Raw genomic sequence first — 16,769 nt, 5'->3', positions numbered from 1 at the left:
GATGCGGCTGTCCGTTCTCCTGATCGGCTTTCTTCTTGCCTCGCCGCTCTGCGCGGCGGAGCGCGCAGTCGTGCCGGGTGCGGGCAGTCTTGCCGAGGCCGTCGCCGGGGCTCAACCCGGCGATGTGCTGATATTGACCGACGGGGCCTATGGCGGCCCCGTCACCATCGACCAGCCACTGACAGTCACCGGTCCGCGCGGAGCGGTGGTGGATGGGCTCGGGCAGGGCAGCGTGGTGACGATTACCGCGCCGGATGTCACCTTGACCGGTTTCACCGTCACCGGTTCGGGCCGCATCAACCAGGATCTCGACGCCGGGGTCAAAATCGTTCAAGGCGCCGATCGCGCCCGCGTCGAAAAGCTACTCGTCACAGACAATATGCACGGCATTGACGTCCATGGCGGCCGTGGCGCTGTTGTCGCGGCGAACGAGATCGTCGGTACGCGCAGCCCCCGCATGAACGAGCGCGGCAACGGCATCTATGTCTGGAACAGCCCCGGCACGCTGCTCGAAGACAACATAATCCGATATGGTCGCGACGGCATCTTTTCGAACGCCAGCGCCGACAGCATCTATCGCCGCAACATCATGCGCGACCTGCGCTTTGCCGTACACTTCATGTACACCCGCAACACCGAGGTTTCCGACAACATCTCGATCGGGAACCATCTCGGCTTCGCGATCATGTTCTCCAACCGCGCGAAGATCCTGAACAATCTCAGTCTCGGCGACCGTGAGCACGGGCTGATGCTGAACTATGCCAACAATGCCGACGTGTCAGGCAATCTGGTGCGCGGGGGCACGAAGAAATGCCTCTTCGTCTACAATGCCCACAAGAACCTGGTCTGGGGAAACCGCTTCGAGAGCTGCGGCATCGGCATCCATTTTACCGCCGGCTCCGAGAAAAATGTGCTGACCGGCAACGCCTTCATCGCCAACCGCGAGCAGGTTAAGTATGTCGGCACTCACAACATGGAATGGAGCCATGAAGGCCGGGGCAACTTCTGGTCCGACCATCCGGCCTTCGACCTCAACGGCGACGGCATTGCCGACAGTTTCTACCGCCCCAACGATCTGATGGACCAGATCCTCTGGTCGCAGCCGGCGGCAAGCCTACTCACCGGCTCGCCCGCCGTGCAGATCGTTCGCTGGAGCCAGCGGGACTTTCCCGCCACGCTGCCTGGTGGCGTGCGCGACAGCGCGCCGTTGATGCGCCCCCTGACCATCCCTGTCCCCCTCGACGTCCTTGCCTACGAGGCCGAAGCCCGCGGGCGCTGGACTGAAGGAAATTACGATGACACCGACGCTGACAATCTCCAGGCTCACTAAGCGCTTCCAATCGGTGGAAGCGCTGAAGTCCGTTTCCCTGGCGTTGGAGCCGGGACGGCGCACGGCGCTGCTCGGCCACAACGGTGCGGGCAAATCGACGATGATGAAGATCGTGCTTGGTCTCATCCCCTTCGACAGCGGCGAGGTCTCGGTCTGCGGCATGGCTCCCGGTTCGCCCGCCGCGAGGACGCAGGTGGCGTATCTGCCGGAGAATGTCGCCTTTCACCCAGCTTTGACAGGAGAGGAGCAGCTTCGCCACTATCTTGCACTGCGCGGCGAAAGCCCGAGGCTGGCCATAGAGCTTCTTGCGCGGGTCGGTCTTGGCCATGCCGGTCGGCGGCGGATCGGCACCTATTCCAAGGGCATGCGCCAGCGGGTGGGGTTGGCCCAGACGCTGATCGGCCGCCCCCGTCTCCTGGTGCTGGACGAGCCGACTTCAGGCCTCGACCCGGTGTCGCGACGGGATTTCTATGACCTGCTCGACGGGTTGGCTGCAGACGGAACCGCCATCCTGCTCTCCTCCCACGTGTTGACCGAGGTGGAGGCCCGCACTGACCGCATCCTCATCCTTTCCGGTGGGGAACTGGTGGCCGAGGGTACGCTTGCCGATCTTCGGACCCGTGCGGCCCTTCCGGTCGCCTTTTCCGTCCGCGCCGCACCGGGCCATGCGCCGGCGCTGGCAGCAACTTTTCCCGAGGGCGTGCATGGGGAGGATGGTCTCTTGCGCCTTAGCTGTTCGCAGCCGGAAAAGCTGCCGCTCCTTGCCCGGATCGCGGTGCTTGGGAGCGCCGTTGCCGATCTCGATGTCATCCCGCCCAGCCTCGAGGACATCTACAGCCATTTCAGCCGAAGGGACGGGCAATGAACCGCATCCTTGTTACCGCCGTGGGCGAATTCCGCATCGCTTTCCGCAATCGTTGGGTCTCTATCGCCACAGGCATGATGGTGCTGTTCGCTCTAGTGCTGGCCGCAGCCGGCTCCGCCCCGACGGGCGATGTCGGCATCGACCGGCTCTCCGTGACGGTCGCCTCGCTCACCTCGCTTGCGGTCTATCTGGTGCCACTTTTGGCACTGCTGATGAGTTTCGACGCGGTGGCGGGCGAGGTGGAGCGCGGCACGCTGCCACTGCTTCTCACCTATCCCGTCTCGCGCCTGCAGATTCTGCTCGGCAAACTTCTGGCGCATCTCGCAATTCTCGGTCTTGCAGTGACGCTTGGCTATGGCGCGGCGGCGCTCACAGCCGTCTGGTTCGATCCTGCAGCGACCGAGGGGCTCGGCGCGTTATGGCGGCTGATCTGGTCCTCGGTGCTGCTGGGTGCGACTTTTCTTGGCACAGGCTATGCGCTTTCGGCATTGGCGCGACGGCCGTCTGGGGCGGCGGGGTTGGCTATCGCCCTCTGGCTGGTGGCGGTGGTGCTCTACGACCTCGCCCTGTTGGCGCTTATCGTGACGGATGGAGGCGGTCGCTTCACCACACAGGCATTGCCCGTCGCGCTGCTCGCCAACCCGGCCGACGCCTTTCGCGTCTTCAACCTCTCGGCCGCACAAGCCGTTTCTGCCGCCGGCGGACTAGGTGGCGCCGCGGGCACGATCCCGCTCTGGCAATCAGCGGCCTCCCTTCTCCTCTGGCCACTCGTTGCCATCGCACTTGCCGGCGCAGCCTTCCGAAAGGTGACCCCATGAGGAACCGATTTCGCGTCGTGCTGCTCGCTGCCGCTTTGGCGCTGCTTTCCGCCTGCAAGGAGGACGTACCCCAAAGCATAGTGCCGCAGGACATGACGCCCGAGACCCTCGGTCATTATTGCCAGATGAACCTTCTGGAGCACCCTGGCCCGAAGGCCCAGGTCTTTCTTGAAGGAAGCCCGGCGCCGCTCTTCTTCAGTCAGGTGCGCGACGCTATCGCCTATGCTCGCGGGCCAGAGCAGATTGCGCCGATCCTCGTCATCTACGTCAATGACATGGGGGCTGCAGGAGCAACATGGGACCAGCCCGGTGACGGCAACTGGATTGCCGCCGACAAGGCGTTCTACGTCGTCGGCTCTGCCCGGCGGGGTGGTATGGGTGCGCCCGAAGCCGTGCCGTTTTCAAGCCGCGATGGGGCTGCGGCCTTCGTCCTTGCCGAGGGCGGCCAAGTGCTCGCGCTCGCCGATATTACCGATGCCATGGTTCTGACCCCGGTGGAGACCGGTTCGGAACAGGGAGCGGACGACGACGATTATCTCGGCCGTCTGCACGCACTGCCCCATCCAGCCGGAGGTTGATCCCATGCTGCTGACCCGACGCCGCCTGATCGCAATATCTGCAATCTTGGCAACTGTGCCCGGTGCCACTCACGCCAAAACGGCAGCCCGTTTATGGACGGGCCAGGCTCTTGGCGCCCGCGCCTCTATCCGGATTGATCACCCTAATGCTGACGCCATCGTCACGCGCGTCATGGCCGAGATCGATCGCCTGGAAAATATCCTCAGTCTCTATCGTCCGGACAGCGCGCTTTCGCGGCTGAACCGCGATGGTCATCTTCAAGCCCCGCCGTTTGAGCTCTTGGAGTGTTTGTCACTGGCCGACGCAGTCCATCGAGCGAGCGGCGGGCGCTTCGATCCGACGGTGCAGCCGCTCTGGACGCTCTGGGCCGAATCGGCTGCAAACGGCACGCGACCCGGCTCGGCAGAAGTTGATCGAGTGCGCACCAACGTAGGCTGGGCTAAGATAAAGCTTGAAGCAGCATCGATCACCCTGCATCCGGGCATGGCGCTGACGTTGAACGGCATCGGCCAAGGATATGTCGCGGATCGGGTAGCAGTATTGCTTGATGCTGAGGGCCTGACGGACATTTTGATCGACACCGGCGAGTTCCGTGCGCTCGGTGGACAGCCGGGCGGCGGCGGATGGCCGGTCCGATTGGAATCGGGTGAGCGCCTGCCGCTGCGCCAGCGCGCGCTGGCTACCTCCGCCCCTCTGGGCACAACCTTCGATCAGGCTGCCAGAGACGGACATATTCTCGACCCCGTGACCGGAATGCCCGCGCCAGCAAACTGGCGCTCTGTGTCGGTCTCGGCACCATCCGCCGCCATAGCCGACGCACTGGCAACAGCCGCATGCCTGATGCCGGATGTAGAATCGATCCTTGCGATGAACGAGCGTTTTAAGGGTGCCCACCTGGAAGGGGCGTCAATGTAAATGGTTCGACTAACGACGTCATCCGTGGGCTTGAGAACGGCCAGAGGACGATCGAACAACTGCCCAGGACGATATCATCGACGTTGCCCGGTTGATGGTGCGGCCCGGCAGATGAGGTACTCGGTTTGAGTCTGACACAGGTGGATTGGGGCCTGCAGGACCAGATCAGAAATCGCACGAATGCTGGCGGAACAAAGTCCCTACAGTCCCCTGAGGCCTTTGTCAGATTGACCCTAAATCGGTCGCGCCGGATCATTTCGGTGCCTGCATGGCCAGGCTGCTTTTGTACATGTCGCTGATCGACCTCGGGGAACTTCTCGATCGCCGACTTAAACCTGATGCCTTAACTCACAGAGCAAGGGGAGTGGACGCGCGTATCGGGACGTCTCCTCCTAGGGCAGAAGGGATCCGTACTTCATGAGCCCCTTGCACGGCAAGATGTTCACGTTCTGGGCTAAAATGATCGCGTAATGTATCGTCGGGAATGCACCTCTTCGTTTCGGCCGCCGTGTCTGAGCGACCGCAGTCTCAGCGGTTTGCCAATCGCACTCCCTGACCGCCATCCGGTCCAGAGCCGCTTTCGAGGAAGGTAGCCCCTCCGGACTTCGTAGGCGTGTTTGATTGCTTCAGGGGCCGCAGTGGGTTGGTTGGGGTGATTGTCACCCTTCGATCGAGCAGTGCCGATGCCTACCAAGATCAGGTCTCCCTCGGATCGCGCCGCTCGACGGCATCTTCTTCGGCGCGATTATCGTTGAGACGGCTGTTGGACAGATCACGTCGACCGTTGCGCTCTGAGCCTGCTCGGCGTCTGTCCGTAGGTTTTTGCGAATATTCTCGAGAAGTGCCCGGCGCTCTCGAAGCCGACTTCGAGGGCGATCTCAATCAGCGACGCATCCGTCTGTGTGAGAAGATGTTTGGCACGTTCCAGCCGAAGCTTTCTGTAGACGAGCGCAGGCGACATCTTGGCCTTTTCCATGAACAGGCGCTCAAGCTGGCGCCGCGACAATCCGACGGAGGCCGCCAGTTCGGAAATCGAGATCGTGTTTTCGGTGTGCTGCTCCATGATGATGAGAGCCGCGTTTAAACGGGGATCATTGCTCTCGATCGCGAGCGTGCCGCCCCAGCCCTGCGGGCCATTGAATATGGCGCCCTTCTTCTTCTTTTTGATCGCGCCGATGATCTATGTTGCGGCCACGCGGCTGGCCGCCGAACACGCGTCGAAGGCCGACATCGCGGGCCTGCGCGAGATACAGGACAGCTTTCGCGACGCGGTCCACAGCAACGACGTCGACGCCCGCGTCTTCTACAATGACAAATTTCACCTTCGGGTCGGCGAGATTGCGAACAATGCCTTCATTCTTCCAAGCCTTCGCCGGCTTTTGATTGATCATGCGCGTATCGGCAAGATTTTTTACAGACCGAGCAACGCGCGCATGTTGGAGGAGTTGCACGAGGCGTCGCGCCAACACGACGAAATGATCGATGCAATAGCGAACCACGATCCTGATCGAGCGGAGGCGTTGGTTCGTGCACACCTCGATTTATCGCGCAAGAACATGGCGATGTATGCCGCCCCGGAGGGAATGGCGATTTCTCTCGGTGTGTGACGGGATCTTTGTCGGTGGGTTACGTATTCCACCAGACCAATCGGACGCAAAACGACTGATGTCATCGAAGACAGCGCGGGGCATCCGCAACGGTCGCTCCGTCGAGCGAAGCGGCCTGCCGCTGACGCCCGGGACGTGAACGCCGAGTTCCTCCAGCCGCCGGATCTGGTCGTGGGCACGGGCGATGTGGTCGCTCCCTTCCGAACCTGGCATCATTGCAATCACCGTCAACCCGACAGCGGGAGATGCATCGCCTGTTCTGAAGCTTGGCGTGCCCAGCGACCAGGATCCGCCCGAGATGCCGGCCGACAGCATTTCAACGAGGAGCGCGACATTCGCACCCTTGCGACCGCCGAAGGGTAGCAGCGCGCCTAAAAGCGCCTTTTCGGCGTCCTGGGTATCGGCGCCTTGCGCGTCGACCGCCCAACCTTTGGGAATAGATCTTCCCTCGGCGGCAGCGGCGACGATGTTGACAAAGGCAGTGGCGCTGGAAGATTGATCGATGATCAGCGGCGGGGTGCCATCGCCGAGCGGAAAGCCGAAGGCGATTGGGTTCGTGCTGTAAACGGCGGGTCCTCCTGCCTTTGCAACGACCATGGCATTCGCATTGGTAGCCGCAAGGCCGCTCAAGCCTTGCAACGCAAGCCGGCGCACGTAATAGCCGAGCTCGCCCGTCGTGTAGCTGTTCTTCTGGGTGAACAGCGCGACCCCGAAGGTGCGGGCGGCGGCAACGAAGTCTTGGAAGGCAAGATCGAAGCCGAGTTGCGCGATGCCACGGTCGGCATCGGATGACAGATAGGCGGGAAACGGGCGCGCAACGACTGGTGCGGGATCGCAGTTGATACGTCCCTCGCGAAAACTGTTCAGGTAATCGACCAGGTGCGGAAACCCGACAGCGGCGGAGCCGAAGCGGGCGGCCGACACTGTCGCGTCCACGAGCGAGCGGGCGCTCGCCGGATTGGCGCCGGCACCAAGGCAAGCTCTCAGCGCCAGATCCTCCGCTTCCGCTGCGCCGAGTTCCACGTCATCCGCCATGTCAGATCTCCAATCCCGCTTTCCGACCCTCATAAAACGCATAGGGCGCCTGCCGCGGGGCCGCGCAGTCGCCGATCTGGCGCGTAGCGATACCGCGTTCTTCGAGGCCCGGCATCAGCCAGTCGGCCGGGGCATTCGTGGTGGCCGTGACCAACGCATCCGCGTCGATGAAGCGACACTCTCCCGTGGTGTGGTCGATGATCGTCGCGCCGTTGCCATGCCATTCGGTGATGCTGGCTTCGACGATCCATGTCACGCCGAGTTTCCTGAGCGCCTGCCGCATCGGGACGTCGGCTGCGGTTCTCTGCAACTCCTTGCCGACGAAGGGGTCGGGCGTCAGGATCGCCACTTCGTGGCCGTCCTCGGCGAGCTTCCAGGCGGTGCCGCAGCCGCGCCATCCGCCGCCTTCGTCCAAGAGCAGCACACGTTCGCCCAGCCTTGCCTGGCGCGCCATGACCGCTTCGACCGTGAAGACGTTACCCTTTTCCAGACCAGGCATCGTCTCGACCGTCGGCAGCGCTTTCTGGAACCCCGTCTCCGGTGAATAGGAGCCGGTGGCGACGATGACGCGCTCGAACTCGGAAGGGTCGATGTCCTCGGCCTCGATATAGGAGTTGAGGCGAACTTCTACACCGAGTTTCTCAAGCTGGCGCTCATACCAAGCGATGAGATCGAGGATCTGGGCTCTTCTGGGCTGCATGCCCGCCAGCAGGAAATTACCGCCGAGACGGCTCGACGCTTCGGTGAGCACGACCTTGTGTCCTCGTTCGGCGGCCACCCGGGCGGCCTCCAGTCCGGCAGGGCCGCCGCCGATGACCAGCACGCGCTGGGGATCGCTGGTCCTTAGAAAACGGTCGCCGTTCCATTCGGCCTCACGGCCGACGGATGGGTTGATCAGACAGCTGATCCAGTAGTCGCGCGATCGTCGTCCCCAGCACATCTGGTTGCACGAGATGCAGCCGCGGATATCCTCCGGGCGATCCTCGTCCGCCTTGGTTGCCAGATGCGGATCTGCGATTTGACCGCGCACGATCGATACGAGATCGGCAGCTCCTTCGCCGAGCACCGTTTCGGCGTTTTCCGGGGTGCGGATGTGGCTTTCAGCGATCACCAGGGCATTCTTGACGACGCCTTTCAGGGCCGATGCGAGGTCGGCTCCAAGTTTCTCGGGATAGAGGAACGTCGGCATCAGCTTGTAGAAATCGAGGTAGCCTCCCGAGCCGCATGTGACATAGTCGATGAGGCCCAGTTCGTCGTGCAGGCGGATGATCTCGGCAAGCTCGTCGCGTTGAAGCGCAACCTTCACATCCGGTTCGTCGCTGACGGCAAGGCCAACGATGAAGTCGGGGCCGCAGACTTCCCTGATCCGTGTCAGGATTTCGCGCGACATCCGCGTGCGATTTTCAAGCGAACCGCCCCATTGATCATCACGCCGATTGCACCAGGGGGTCCAGAATTGATCCACCATGCCAAGATAGGCCGCCCACACTTCGACGCCGTCGAAGCCGGCGTCCCGACATCGCCGTGCCGCCTCGACGAAACCGTTGATCGTCTCAAGGATTTCGTCCTCGGTCATCGGATGCGAGCCGTCGCTGTCGTGATAGCTAGGCCCGCCCGAAGGCGACCAGTGCGGATGAAAGGAGTTGTCGGAATCCCCATGCGCCCCGACATGATAGAGCTGCTGGATTGCGACGGCTCCATGTTCCTTGATTGCCTCAACCACCTTCTTGAAGTGGGGGATGACGCGATCGTCCGAATGCCGGAAATTGCCGCGGGTGAGAACGGCTGCGGCATGCACGGGCATGGGTTCGACGACAATCATTGCGGCCCCGCCGATCGCGCGCTTCCGGTAATAGGCGGCATGGCGTTCGGTCGGCAGGCCCTCGACCGCCATGTTCGCCGTGTGGGCGCCGAACACGATCCGGTTCTTCAGCGTGTGCGAGCGCAGTTTGAGAGGGGAGAATAACCGGGGAAACTTCTTGGACATGGCGCAACTCCGGGCGGGGAGAGGATCAGGTTGGGAAGGGGAACAGCGTCGTCGGCTCTTCCGGGCGGCAAAAACACCGCCCGGAGGCAATTGGACGGTCGCGCCGGTGCCTCACGCGGCGGTGGCCGCAATCGCCATATCGCGATCGTTCGTATCGTGCGCATTGACCATCGCGCCCGCCAGCTGGCGGAAGGTGACCGTGCCGAGCGGCTTTCCCGAGGGATCGACGACGATGATGTCGCCTTCGGGTGCAGAGGCGAGCGTACGCACCGCCTCTTCGATTGTGAGATCGGCGGCAATCCGTTGCCCGCTATCGACGGCGGTCGCGCCGAATGGCGTCATGATCGCCTCTACATGCACCACGCGACCCCGGTTCACCTCCTTCACGAAGTTCGCGACATAGTCGTCGGCCGGTCTCAGCACGATATCCTGGCTCGAACCCTGCTGGATGACCTCGCCGTCACGAAGGATGGCGATCTGGTCACCCAGCCTCAGTGCCTCGTCGAGATCATGGGTGATGAAGACGATCGTCTTCTTGATCTCCTTCTGCAGGTCCAGAAGCACCGTCTGCATGTCGGTGCGGATGAGGGGGTCGAGGGCCGAATAGGCCTCATCCATCAAAAGCACCGGTGCGTCATTGGCAAGCGCGCGGGCAAGGCCGACGCGCTGCTGCATACCGCCGGAGAGCTGATTGGGATACTTCTGCTCGAAGCCTTTAAGACCGACCCGTTCCAGCCAGCGCATGGCGGTGTCGATGCTTTGCGCGCGCGACACGCCCTGGATTTCAAGGCCGAAGATCGTGTTGTCGAGCACGCTTCGATGCGGAAGCAGCGCGAACTTCTGGAACACCATGGCTGTCTGATGACGGCGGAATTCGCGCAGTTCCGTTTCCGGCATCTTCACCACGTCGACTCCGTCAACGAGCACTTCGCCTGCCGTCGGGTCGATCAGCCGGTTGATATGGCGGATGAGCGTCGACTTGCCCGATCCGGAAAGCCCCATGATCACCTGGATCGAGCCCGACGGCATCTCGATGTTGATGTCGCGAAGGCCGAGCACATGCCCGTAGCGCTCGTTGAGTTCCGTCTTGGTCAGGCCGTTCTTGACTGCCTCGACATGGGACTGCGCATTCGGCCCGAAGATCTTATAGAGATGGCGGATCTGGATGCCGCCGAAAGCATGATCAGCCATGGACGACCTCCCGATGCTTCTGCAGCCGTTCGCCGTAGGCCTGGCTCACACGGTCGAACATGATGGCGATGCCGACGATCGCAAGTCCGTTGAAGATGCCAAGCGTGAAGTACTGGTTGGCAATCGCCTTCAGCACCGGCTGGCCAAGACCCTGAACGCCAATCATCGAGGCGATGACGACCATGGCAAGCGCCATCATGATGGTTTGGTTTATGCCGGCCATGATGGTCGGGAGCGCCAGCGGCAGCTGCACCTTGAAGAGCTTCTGCCTATTGTCGGCGCCGAAGGCATCGGCGGCTTCCAGAACGTCCTTGTCGACAAGGCGAATGCCGAGATTGGTGAGGCGGATCATCGGCGGGATGGCGTAGATGACGACGGCGATCAGGCCGGGGACCTTGCCGATGCCGAGCAGCATGACCACGGGGATCAGGTAGACGAAGCTCGGCATGGTCTGCATGACATCGAGCACGGGATTGACGACCCGCTGGACCCTGTCGGAGCGCGACATCAGAATGCCGATCGGCAGCCCGATCGCGATCGACAGCACGGTGCAGACGAAGATCATCGAGATCGTCCGCATCGTGTCGTCCCACATGTCGAAGTAGCCGATCAACAACAGCGTCACGAGACAGCTGCCGACGATCCGCACGCTCCTCGTGGCTGCCCAGGCGATGGCGAGGATCAGGAGCGTGATGATCGGCCAGGGCGTCTTGGTCATGAAGCGTTCGGCGGCGATCAGAAAATGCTGCAGCGGCGTAAAAAATCCCTCGATCAGTTCGCCGTAATTGCGCGTAAAGCCGCGAAATGTCTCGTCGATGACCTTCTTCAGATCTCGAAGCGCGTTGTCGTCCATGTGCGGAAATTGATAAAACCAGTCCATTCGGTTCCCCTTCTCGAAAGAGCCGATGCGTTCTTGTTGTTATGTCGGCATGATCGGTGCGATGTGCGGGAAGCACACCGCACCGGGGTGTGGCAGTGCTAGTTACAGCGCAGCCTCGATCTTCGTGGCGGCCTCGGGGGAAACCCACTTTTTCCAGATATCCGGGTTTTCTTCGAGGAAGTGCTTGGCACCTTCTTCGCCGCTCGCCTGGTTGTCGGTCATCCAGGCCATGAGCTTGGCGATCGTCTCGTTGCTCCAGGAGCGTTTGTTGAGGTAGTCCATGACCTCGGGCCCGGCCTTCTCGGAGAAGGGCTTGGCGACGAGCGTCACGATCGTGTCGACCGGCCATGCGCTCGGTTTCGGGTCGGTGCATTCGGCAACCGTAATGCAACGCTTCCACTCGGCTGCGTCATAGGGGACGCCGGCTTCGAGTTGCACCATCTCGTATTTGCCGAGGAGGGCCGTCGGCGCCCAGTAGTAGCCGACCCAGCCTTCTTTCCGTTCGTAGGCCTTGGCGATCGAACCATCGAGACCTGCGGCGGATCCGGTGTCGACAAGCGTCCAGCCGGCTTTTTCAGCTTCGAAGGCCTTGTAGAGCTGCGCGGTCACGACCGTGCCGCCCCAGCCCTGCGGGCCGTTGAAGATCGCGCCCTTGCTCGGGTCTTCAGGATCCTTGATGAGATCGGGATGCTTCAGGAGGTCGGGAATTGTCTTGATGTCAGGATGGGCATCAGCAAAATACTTCGGGATCCACCAGCCCTGGACGCCGCCGTCGGGAAGCGGAGAGCCGACCTTCACGATGCGGCCTTCCTCCGTCCCTTTCTTGACCACGTCGGGAAGCAGATCGATCCAGGCCTCGGGCGCAATATCGGGTTCGCCTTTTTCCGCCATCGATGTGATGGTCGGCACGGTGTCGCCGATGGTGATTTCGGCGCTGCAGCCGTAACCTTCATTGAGAATGATCTTGTCGAGGTTGGAAATTACCTCGGCACTTTGCCAGTTCATGCTGGCGATGGTGAGGCTGCCGCAATCCGCCGCGTTGGCGAGCGACGAACCGGCGACGGTTCCAAGGAACAGGCATGTCGATGCAAGCAAGCTTTTCATTATCGTTCCCTCTTTTGGCGGCTTTTTCTTTGGAACGGGGCGCCGCGGACCCCGTCCTACGACGCTAGGAGGCTTCTCCCATGCGAACCGATTTCCTGAACGCAGCCGTCAACCCGCGTGAAACGGCGGCATCAAAGCCGGCCGCGCGCATCTCCTCTATCGCGGCGGCTGTGGTGCCGCGATAATCGAGGAAGGTCTGGACAATGTCGGTCGGACAGTCGTCACGCTGCTCAAGCAGTCGGCCGGCACCCACGATAAGGGTGTTGACGGCACGCGTGGCGATCTCGGGTGCCAGTCCATGCGAGACGGCGTCTGCCATCATCGCTTCGGCGAGCAGCGCCGGAAAGGCAGGTCCCGATCCGGTGAGGCCGGTCAGATAGTCGATTTCCGCTTCTGAACGCACTTCATCCTGAGAACCGCAGGCATCGAAGATCGCCCTTATGATATTCCTATCGTCGTCCTGCAGCCCGGCGGCGGCGATCCACGGCGTATAGGACTTGCGAACTTCGGCCGCCGCATTGGGCAAGGTTCGGACCGCGCGGTCCGTCCGGTGGTGCGCACTCAGCGCGCTGAGGCGAATGCCCGCCATGACGGAGATAAGTAGCTTGCCTTCGGCGACGACGGTCAGGCTGGGCCAGTCGGCCGGGCGGACGGAGAGAACGATAACGTCCGAACGGTCGGCAAGTGCCTGGTTGTCTGATGTCCAGAAGGAGCCGTTGAAACGGTCGGGGCGCTCGCTTCGAAAAGAGAGCGACAGGTCTTGAGGCTCGACGATGCCGGCATCGAGAATGGCTGCGGCGATTGCTCCGCCCATCCATCCGGCACCACCAATTACGCCAACCCTCAAAGGTCCGCCCGTTTCCATTCTTCTCTCATTCTGGTTTGTAGCCATGCCGGGCGAAGAAGCGGTCGAGCTCCCTCTGCTGCGGCGTTTGTCCGGTGTAGATCGCGATGTATTCCGGGATGCGCTTCATGCGCAGCGCGAGGTCTTCCTTGGACTGCATGGAGATGTATCCGATCTGCACCAGGTAGGTTGTTCGCGCGCGAACGTCCGCCGGTCCCGCCTCGTAGCCGAAACGCATGAACATGCGGCCCAGCGCCTCCATTCTCGCCTGATCGGCCTCATGTACTTCGGCCTGTATCTCGGGCGATTGCAGCGCCCAGCTGCGAACGGCGAACTCGAACTGGGAGTCGAACAGATCCTTGTTCACCCAGCAGTCGAAAACGTTCAGCATCGCCTCGGCGAGAGACTCCGCATAGGCTTCGGACTGCTTGACGAGGTTACCCGTATTCTTCTCCCTCCAGCGCGCGATGAGAGCGTTCAACAGTTCCTCCCGGTCCTTGAAGAACCAATAGAAGCTGGTCCGGGAAAGATTGAGCCGTTTGGCCAACGGCAGGATCTTCACCGAGTCCACGCCTGACTCGAGCAGGGAATCGTAGGCGGCTTCGAGCCACCCCTCCTGAGAACCGCGCCAGCCAGTGTCACTCATCGACTGTTCCATGATTGCCTCCTAACAAATCCAAAGGGCCGCTTCAAGGAAAATGTACACGTGTGTCAAATAAACAAACTATTGTGTTTTTGATTATTGACAGGTGTGTACATTTCCTCATACCGTTGCGATTAAAGTCCCATAAACCGGAGCCCGTCGCATGTCGAACGACCCCCTGCTTCAGCCGTTTCAGTTGAAGCATTTGACCCTGCGCAACCGCATCATCGTCACGTCTCACGAGCCTGCCTATCCGGAGGACGGTATGCCGAAGGGCCGCTACCGCGCCTATACGGTCGAGCGGGCCAAGGGCGGTGTCGCGCTGACGATGACCGCCGGCTCTGCGGCAGTCTCGAAAGACAGCCCCCCGGTCTTCAACAATCTGCTGGCCTACAAGGACGAAATCGTGCCGTGGATCAGGGAAATGACCGACGCCGTGCATGAGCAGGGCGCCGCGATCATGATCCAGCTCACGCACCTCGGCCGCCGCACCCGCTGGGACAAGGGCGACTGGCTCCCGGTCGTTGCCCCCTCTCACCATCGCGAGGCGGCGCACCGCGCGTTTCCCAAGAAGATCGAAGACTGGGACATCGAGCGCATCATCAAGGATTTTGCGGACGCCGCCGAACGCATGAAGGCGGGCGGCATGGATGGTGTCGAGCTGGAAGCCTACGGGCATCTGATCGACCAGTTTACCTCGCCGCTTACCAACGAACTCGACGGTCCCTATGGCGGCTCGCTCGATAACCGTTTGCGTTTCTGTCTCGACGTCTTCAAGGCGATGCGCGAAAGGGTCGGCAACGAATTTATCCTCGGCGTGCGCTACACGGCGGACGAGTGTCTTCCCGGCGGGACCGGAAAGGCTGAGGGCCTGGAGATCTCCCGTCGTCTGAAGGAAAGTGGTCTCATCGATTACCTGAATGTCATCCGCGGTCACATCGATACGGATCCGGGCCTGACGGACGTCATCCCGATCCAGGGCATGGCGAGCGCGCCGCATCTGGATTTTGCCGGCGATGTACGCGCAGCAACCAAGTTCCCGACCTTCCATGCCGCGAAGATCCAGGACGTGGCGACGGCTCGTCACGCGATTGCTGCCGGCAAGGTCGATATGATCGGCATGACCCGCGCTCACATGACTGACCCTCATATCGTGCGCAAGATCATGGAAAAGCGCGAGGATGATATCCGCCCCTGTGTCGGGGCCAACTACTGTCTTGATCGCATCTATCAAGGTGGCATGGCCTTCTGCATTCATAACGCCGCGACCGGCCGCGAAGAAACGATGCCGCATCGGATCCCGAAGGCCGCGGTTCGGAAGAAAGTCGTAATCGTGGGGGCGGGTCCTGCTGGCCTTGAAGCCGCTCGCGTGTCTGCGGAGCGGGGGCATGAGGTCGTCGTATTCGAGGCCGCGAACCATCCGGGTGGACAGATCCGGCTGACGGCCCAGAGCGAACGCCGGCGGGAGATGATCAGTATTATCGACTGGCGCATGAGCCAGTGCGAAAAGCTCGGCGTCACCTTCCGGTTCAACACGTGGGCCGAGGCTGACACCGTGCTTGCCGACGCACCCGACGTGGTCATCATCGCCACGGGCGGATTGCCGCACACACAGGTTCTTTCGAAGGGCAACGAGCTCGTTGTTTCCTCCTGGGACATCATCTCGGGTGATGTGAAGCCTGGAACCAACGTTCTCATCTTCGACGATGCCGGCGACCATGCTGGTCTCCAGGCCGCGGAATTCCTCGCCAAGGCAGGCGCCAAGGTCGAGATCATGACGCCGGACCGTTCCTTCGCGCCGGAAGTCATGGCGATGAACCTCGTTCCCTACATGCGCTCGCTGCAGAAACTCGATGTCACCTTCACTGTCACCTACAGGCTGGAGGCGGCAGAGAAGAGCGGCAATCAGATCATCGCGCATGTCGGCAGCGACTATGGCGGCGTGGCCAAGCAGCAGACCTTCGATCAGATCGTCGTCAATCACGGCACCATTCCGCTCGATGACCTCTATTTCGAACTGAAACCTGGTTCGAGGAACCTCGGCGAGGTCTCCTACGACGACCTGATTTCCGGAGCGCCGCAGTCGGTTGAACGCAACCCGGAGGGTGCCTACCAACTCTTCCGGATCGGCGACGCGGTCGCGGCGCGCAACACGCATGCGGCCATCTACGACGCGCTGCGACTTGCCAAGGATCTCTAGCGATGGCGAGGAACGACGCTCTGCAGGCTTTTCTGGACACGGCTTTCGTCGCGTTCGACCAGTGCGTTCAGGATCTCAGAGCGCGTCGCTCCCTCATGGAGATATTTGCCCAACTCGAAGCGCCGCAACCCCAACGCTTGAACATCGGAAAGCGCCTTCCGGTCTGCAACCGTCATATCGAGAGCCTTCTGGTAACGAAAACCGGGCGACCGTCCCTGGACGCACTGATTGAGCGCTTCGCGGGGCTTGAGCCGATGCTCGAATGGAAGTGGCGCTCCGTCTACGATCAAACGGCAAGCGAGAATTTTCTGATGAGCCACGCCAATACGATGATCGTCGGACCGGGCGGTCTGGAGGACCGGCGGGACCTGTGGCTTGGCGTGACGCTGATGGCGCCGAACGTGCGTTATCCCGATCACGACCATGCCCCCGAAGAAACCTACTTGGTCCTGTCGGAGGGGGAGTTTCAGCACGGCACCTCGGAATGGTTCTCACCCGGGATCGGAGGTTCGTTCTACAATCCGCCTGGCGTCCGGCACGCCATGCGTTCCGGCGAAACACCGCTGTTCGCCTTCTGGGCTTTGTTGCCTGATCGACCGAGACACTGAAGTGAAAGCGTTCGGCTACAACCGATCGCAGGAGGAAGGTTGCCATGAAAATACTTGTGACGGTAAAACGGGTCGTTGACTACAACGTCAAGATCCGCGTGAAGGCAGACGGTTCGGGCGTCGAGCTCGCCAACGTGAAGATGTCGATGAACCCCTTCGACGA

16 protein-coding genes and 2 pseudogenes are annotated in these 16,769 nt (G+C 61.6%); 9 read left to right on the top strand and 9 right to left on the bottom strand.

The genetic code is table 11. The annotated features are described in order from the left end of the window. Position 1: 1 nt before the first annotated feature. The 5 genes from BLU35_RS27345 to BLU35_RS27325 are packed head-to-tail and all read left to right on the top strand — an operon-like array spanning position 2 to position 4,507. Positions 2–1,330: a nitrous oxide reductase family maturation protein NosD gene (locus BLU35_RS27345; protein ID WP_093235306.1), complete on the top strand. Its 1,329-nt coding sequence runs from the start codon at positions 2–4 to the stop codon at positions 1,328–1,330. Continuing rightward, the gene (locus tag BLU35_RS27340) at positions 1,296–2,195 is read left to right on the top strand and encodes an ABC transporter ATP-binding protein (protein WP_058323026.1); all 900 of its coding nucleotides are present in this window, start codon (positions 1,296–1,298) and stop codon (positions 2,193–2,195) included. Before BLU35_RS27345 ends, BLU35_RS27340 begins: the two co-directional genes overlap by 35 nt. Then, a complete protein-coding gene (locus BLU35_RS27335) occupies positions 2,192–3,013 on the top strand; it encodes an ABC transporter permease (RefSeq protein WP_093235305.1) in 822 nt (273 codons plus the stop codon). The genes BLU35_RS27340 and BLU35_RS27335 overlap by 4 nt, the downstream gene beginning before the upstream one ends. After that, positions 3,010–3,591: a nitrous oxide reductase accessory protein NosL gene (locus BLU35_RS27330; protein ID WP_093235304.1), complete on the top strand. Its 582-nt coding sequence runs from the start codon at positions 3,010–3,012 to the stop codon at positions 3,589–3,591. Before BLU35_RS27335 ends, BLU35_RS27330 begins: the two co-directional genes overlap by 4 nt. A 4-nt stretch (positions 3,592–3,595) precedes the next feature. Then, on the top strand, positions 3,596–4,507 hold the full coding sequence (locus tag BLU35_RS27325; protein WP_093235303.1) for an FAD:protein FMN transferase: 912 nt from the start codon (positions 3,596–3,598) through the stop codon (positions 4,505–4,507). A 205-nt stretch (positions 4,508–4,712) separates the two neighbouring features. Here BLU35_RS27325 and BLU35_RS36360 read toward each other — a convergent pair. Then, positions 4,713–4,817, bottom strand: a pseudogene (locus BLU35_RS36360) (integrase); the annotation flags it as partial. A gap of 462 nt (positions 4,818–5,279) precedes the next feature. Next, positions 5,280–5,570, bottom strand: coding sequence for a helix-turn-helix domain-containing protein (locus BLU35_RS27315; RefSeq protein ID WP_093235302.1), 291 nt, complete (start codon positions 5,568–5,570; stop codon positions 5,280–5,282). On the opposite strand from BLU35_RS27315, the gene BLU35_RS27310 reads away from it, so the two are divergent. Further along, positions 5,569–6,114 (top strand): GntR family transcriptional regulator, encoded by a 546-nt coding sequence (locus BLU35_RS27310; protein ID WP_093235301.1) that lies wholly within the window; start codon positions 5,569–5,571, stop codon positions 6,112–6,114. The two genes, BLU35_RS27315 and BLU35_RS27310, sit on opposite strands and share 2 nt — an antisense overlap. Here the strand turns inward: BLU35_RS27310 and BLU35_RS27305 are convergent. The 7 genes from BLU35_RS27305 to BLU35_RS27275 all read right to left on the bottom strand — a co-directional run bounded on the left by BLU35_RS27305 (position 6,049) and on the right by BLU35_RS27275 (position 13,813). Beyond that, positions 6,049–7,149, bottom strand: a complete 1,101-nt coding sequence (locus tag BLU35_RS27305) for an Ldh family oxidoreductase (protein WP_093235300.1) — start codon at positions 7,147–7,149, stop codon at positions 6,049–6,051. The two genes, BLU35_RS27310 and BLU35_RS27305, sit on opposite strands and share 66 nt — an antisense overlap. A 1-nt stretch (position 7,150) precedes the next feature. Next, positions 7,151–9,136 (bottom strand): oxidoreductase, encoded by a 1,986-nt coding sequence (locus BLU35_RS27300; protein WP_093235299.1) that lies wholly within the window; start codon positions 9,134–9,136, stop codon positions 7,151–7,153. A gap of 111 nt (positions 9,137–9,247) precedes the next feature. After that, positions 9,248–10,327, bottom strand: coding sequence for a quaternary amine ABC transporter ATP-binding protein (locus BLU35_RS27295; RefSeq protein WP_093235298.1), 1,080 nt, complete (start codon positions 10,325–10,327; stop codon positions 9,248–9,250). Continuing rightward, positions 10,320–11,207, bottom strand: a complete 888-nt coding sequence (locus tag BLU35_RS27290) for an ABC transporter permease (protein ID WP_093235297.1) — start codon at positions 11,205–11,207, stop codon at positions 10,320–10,322. The genes BLU35_RS27295 and BLU35_RS27290 overlap by 8 nt, the downstream gene beginning before the upstream one ends. A gap of 102 nt (positions 11,208–11,309) precedes the next feature. Then, positions 11,310–12,311: an ABC transporter substrate-binding protein gene (locus BLU35_RS27285; RefSeq protein WP_093235296.1), complete on the bottom strand. Its 1,002-nt coding sequence runs from the start codon at positions 12,309–12,311 to the stop codon at positions 11,310–11,312. A gap of 64 nt (positions 12,312–12,375) precedes the next feature. Further along, the gene (locus BLU35_RS27280; protein ID WP_093235295.1) at positions 12,376–13,176 is read right to left on the bottom strand and encodes a pyrroline-5-carboxylate reductase family protein; all 801 of its coding nucleotides are present in this window, start codon (positions 13,174–13,176) and stop codon (positions 12,376–12,378) included. A 7-nt stretch (positions 13,177–13,183) separates the two neighbouring features. Then, a complete protein-coding gene (locus BLU35_RS27275) occupies positions 13,184–13,813 on the bottom strand; it encodes a TetR/AcrR family transcriptional regulator (RefSeq protein WP_058323045.1) in 630 nt (209 codons plus the stop codon). Positions 13,814–13,961: 148 nt separating this feature from the next. Here BLU35_RS27275 and BLU35_RS27270 point away from each other — a divergent pair, with 148 nt between their 5' ends. The 3 genes and pseudogenes from BLU35_RS27270 to BLU35_RS36890 all read left to right on the top strand — a co-directional run. Continuing rightward, on the top strand, positions 13,962–15,998 hold the full coding sequence (locus BLU35_RS27270; protein WP_093235294.1) for an NADH:flavin oxidoreductase: 2,037 nt from the start codon (positions 13,962–13,964) through the stop codon (positions 15,996–15,998). A gap of 2 nt (positions 15,999–16,000) precedes the next feature. After that, complete coding sequence (locus tag BLU35_RS27265) at positions 16,001–16,606, top strand: dimethylsulfonioproprionate lyase family protein (RefSeq protein WP_093235293.1); 606 nt, start codon at positions 16,001–16,003, stop codon at positions 16,604–16,606. A 44-nt stretch (positions 16,607–16,650) separates the two neighbouring features. After that, positions 16,651–16,769 (top strand): annotated as a pseudogene (locus BLU35_RS36890) (electron transfer flavoprotein subunit beta/FixA family protein); the annotation flags it as partial.

The sequence above is a fragment of the Sinorhizobium sp. NFACC03 genome (genome assembly GCF_900103435.1).
In the GTDB taxonomy this organism is placed as follows: domain Bacteria; phylum Pseudomonadota; class Alphaproteobacteria; order Rhizobiales; family Rhizobiaceae; genus Ensifer.
This window is presented reverse-complemented; position numbering and strand designations above follow the sequence as displayed.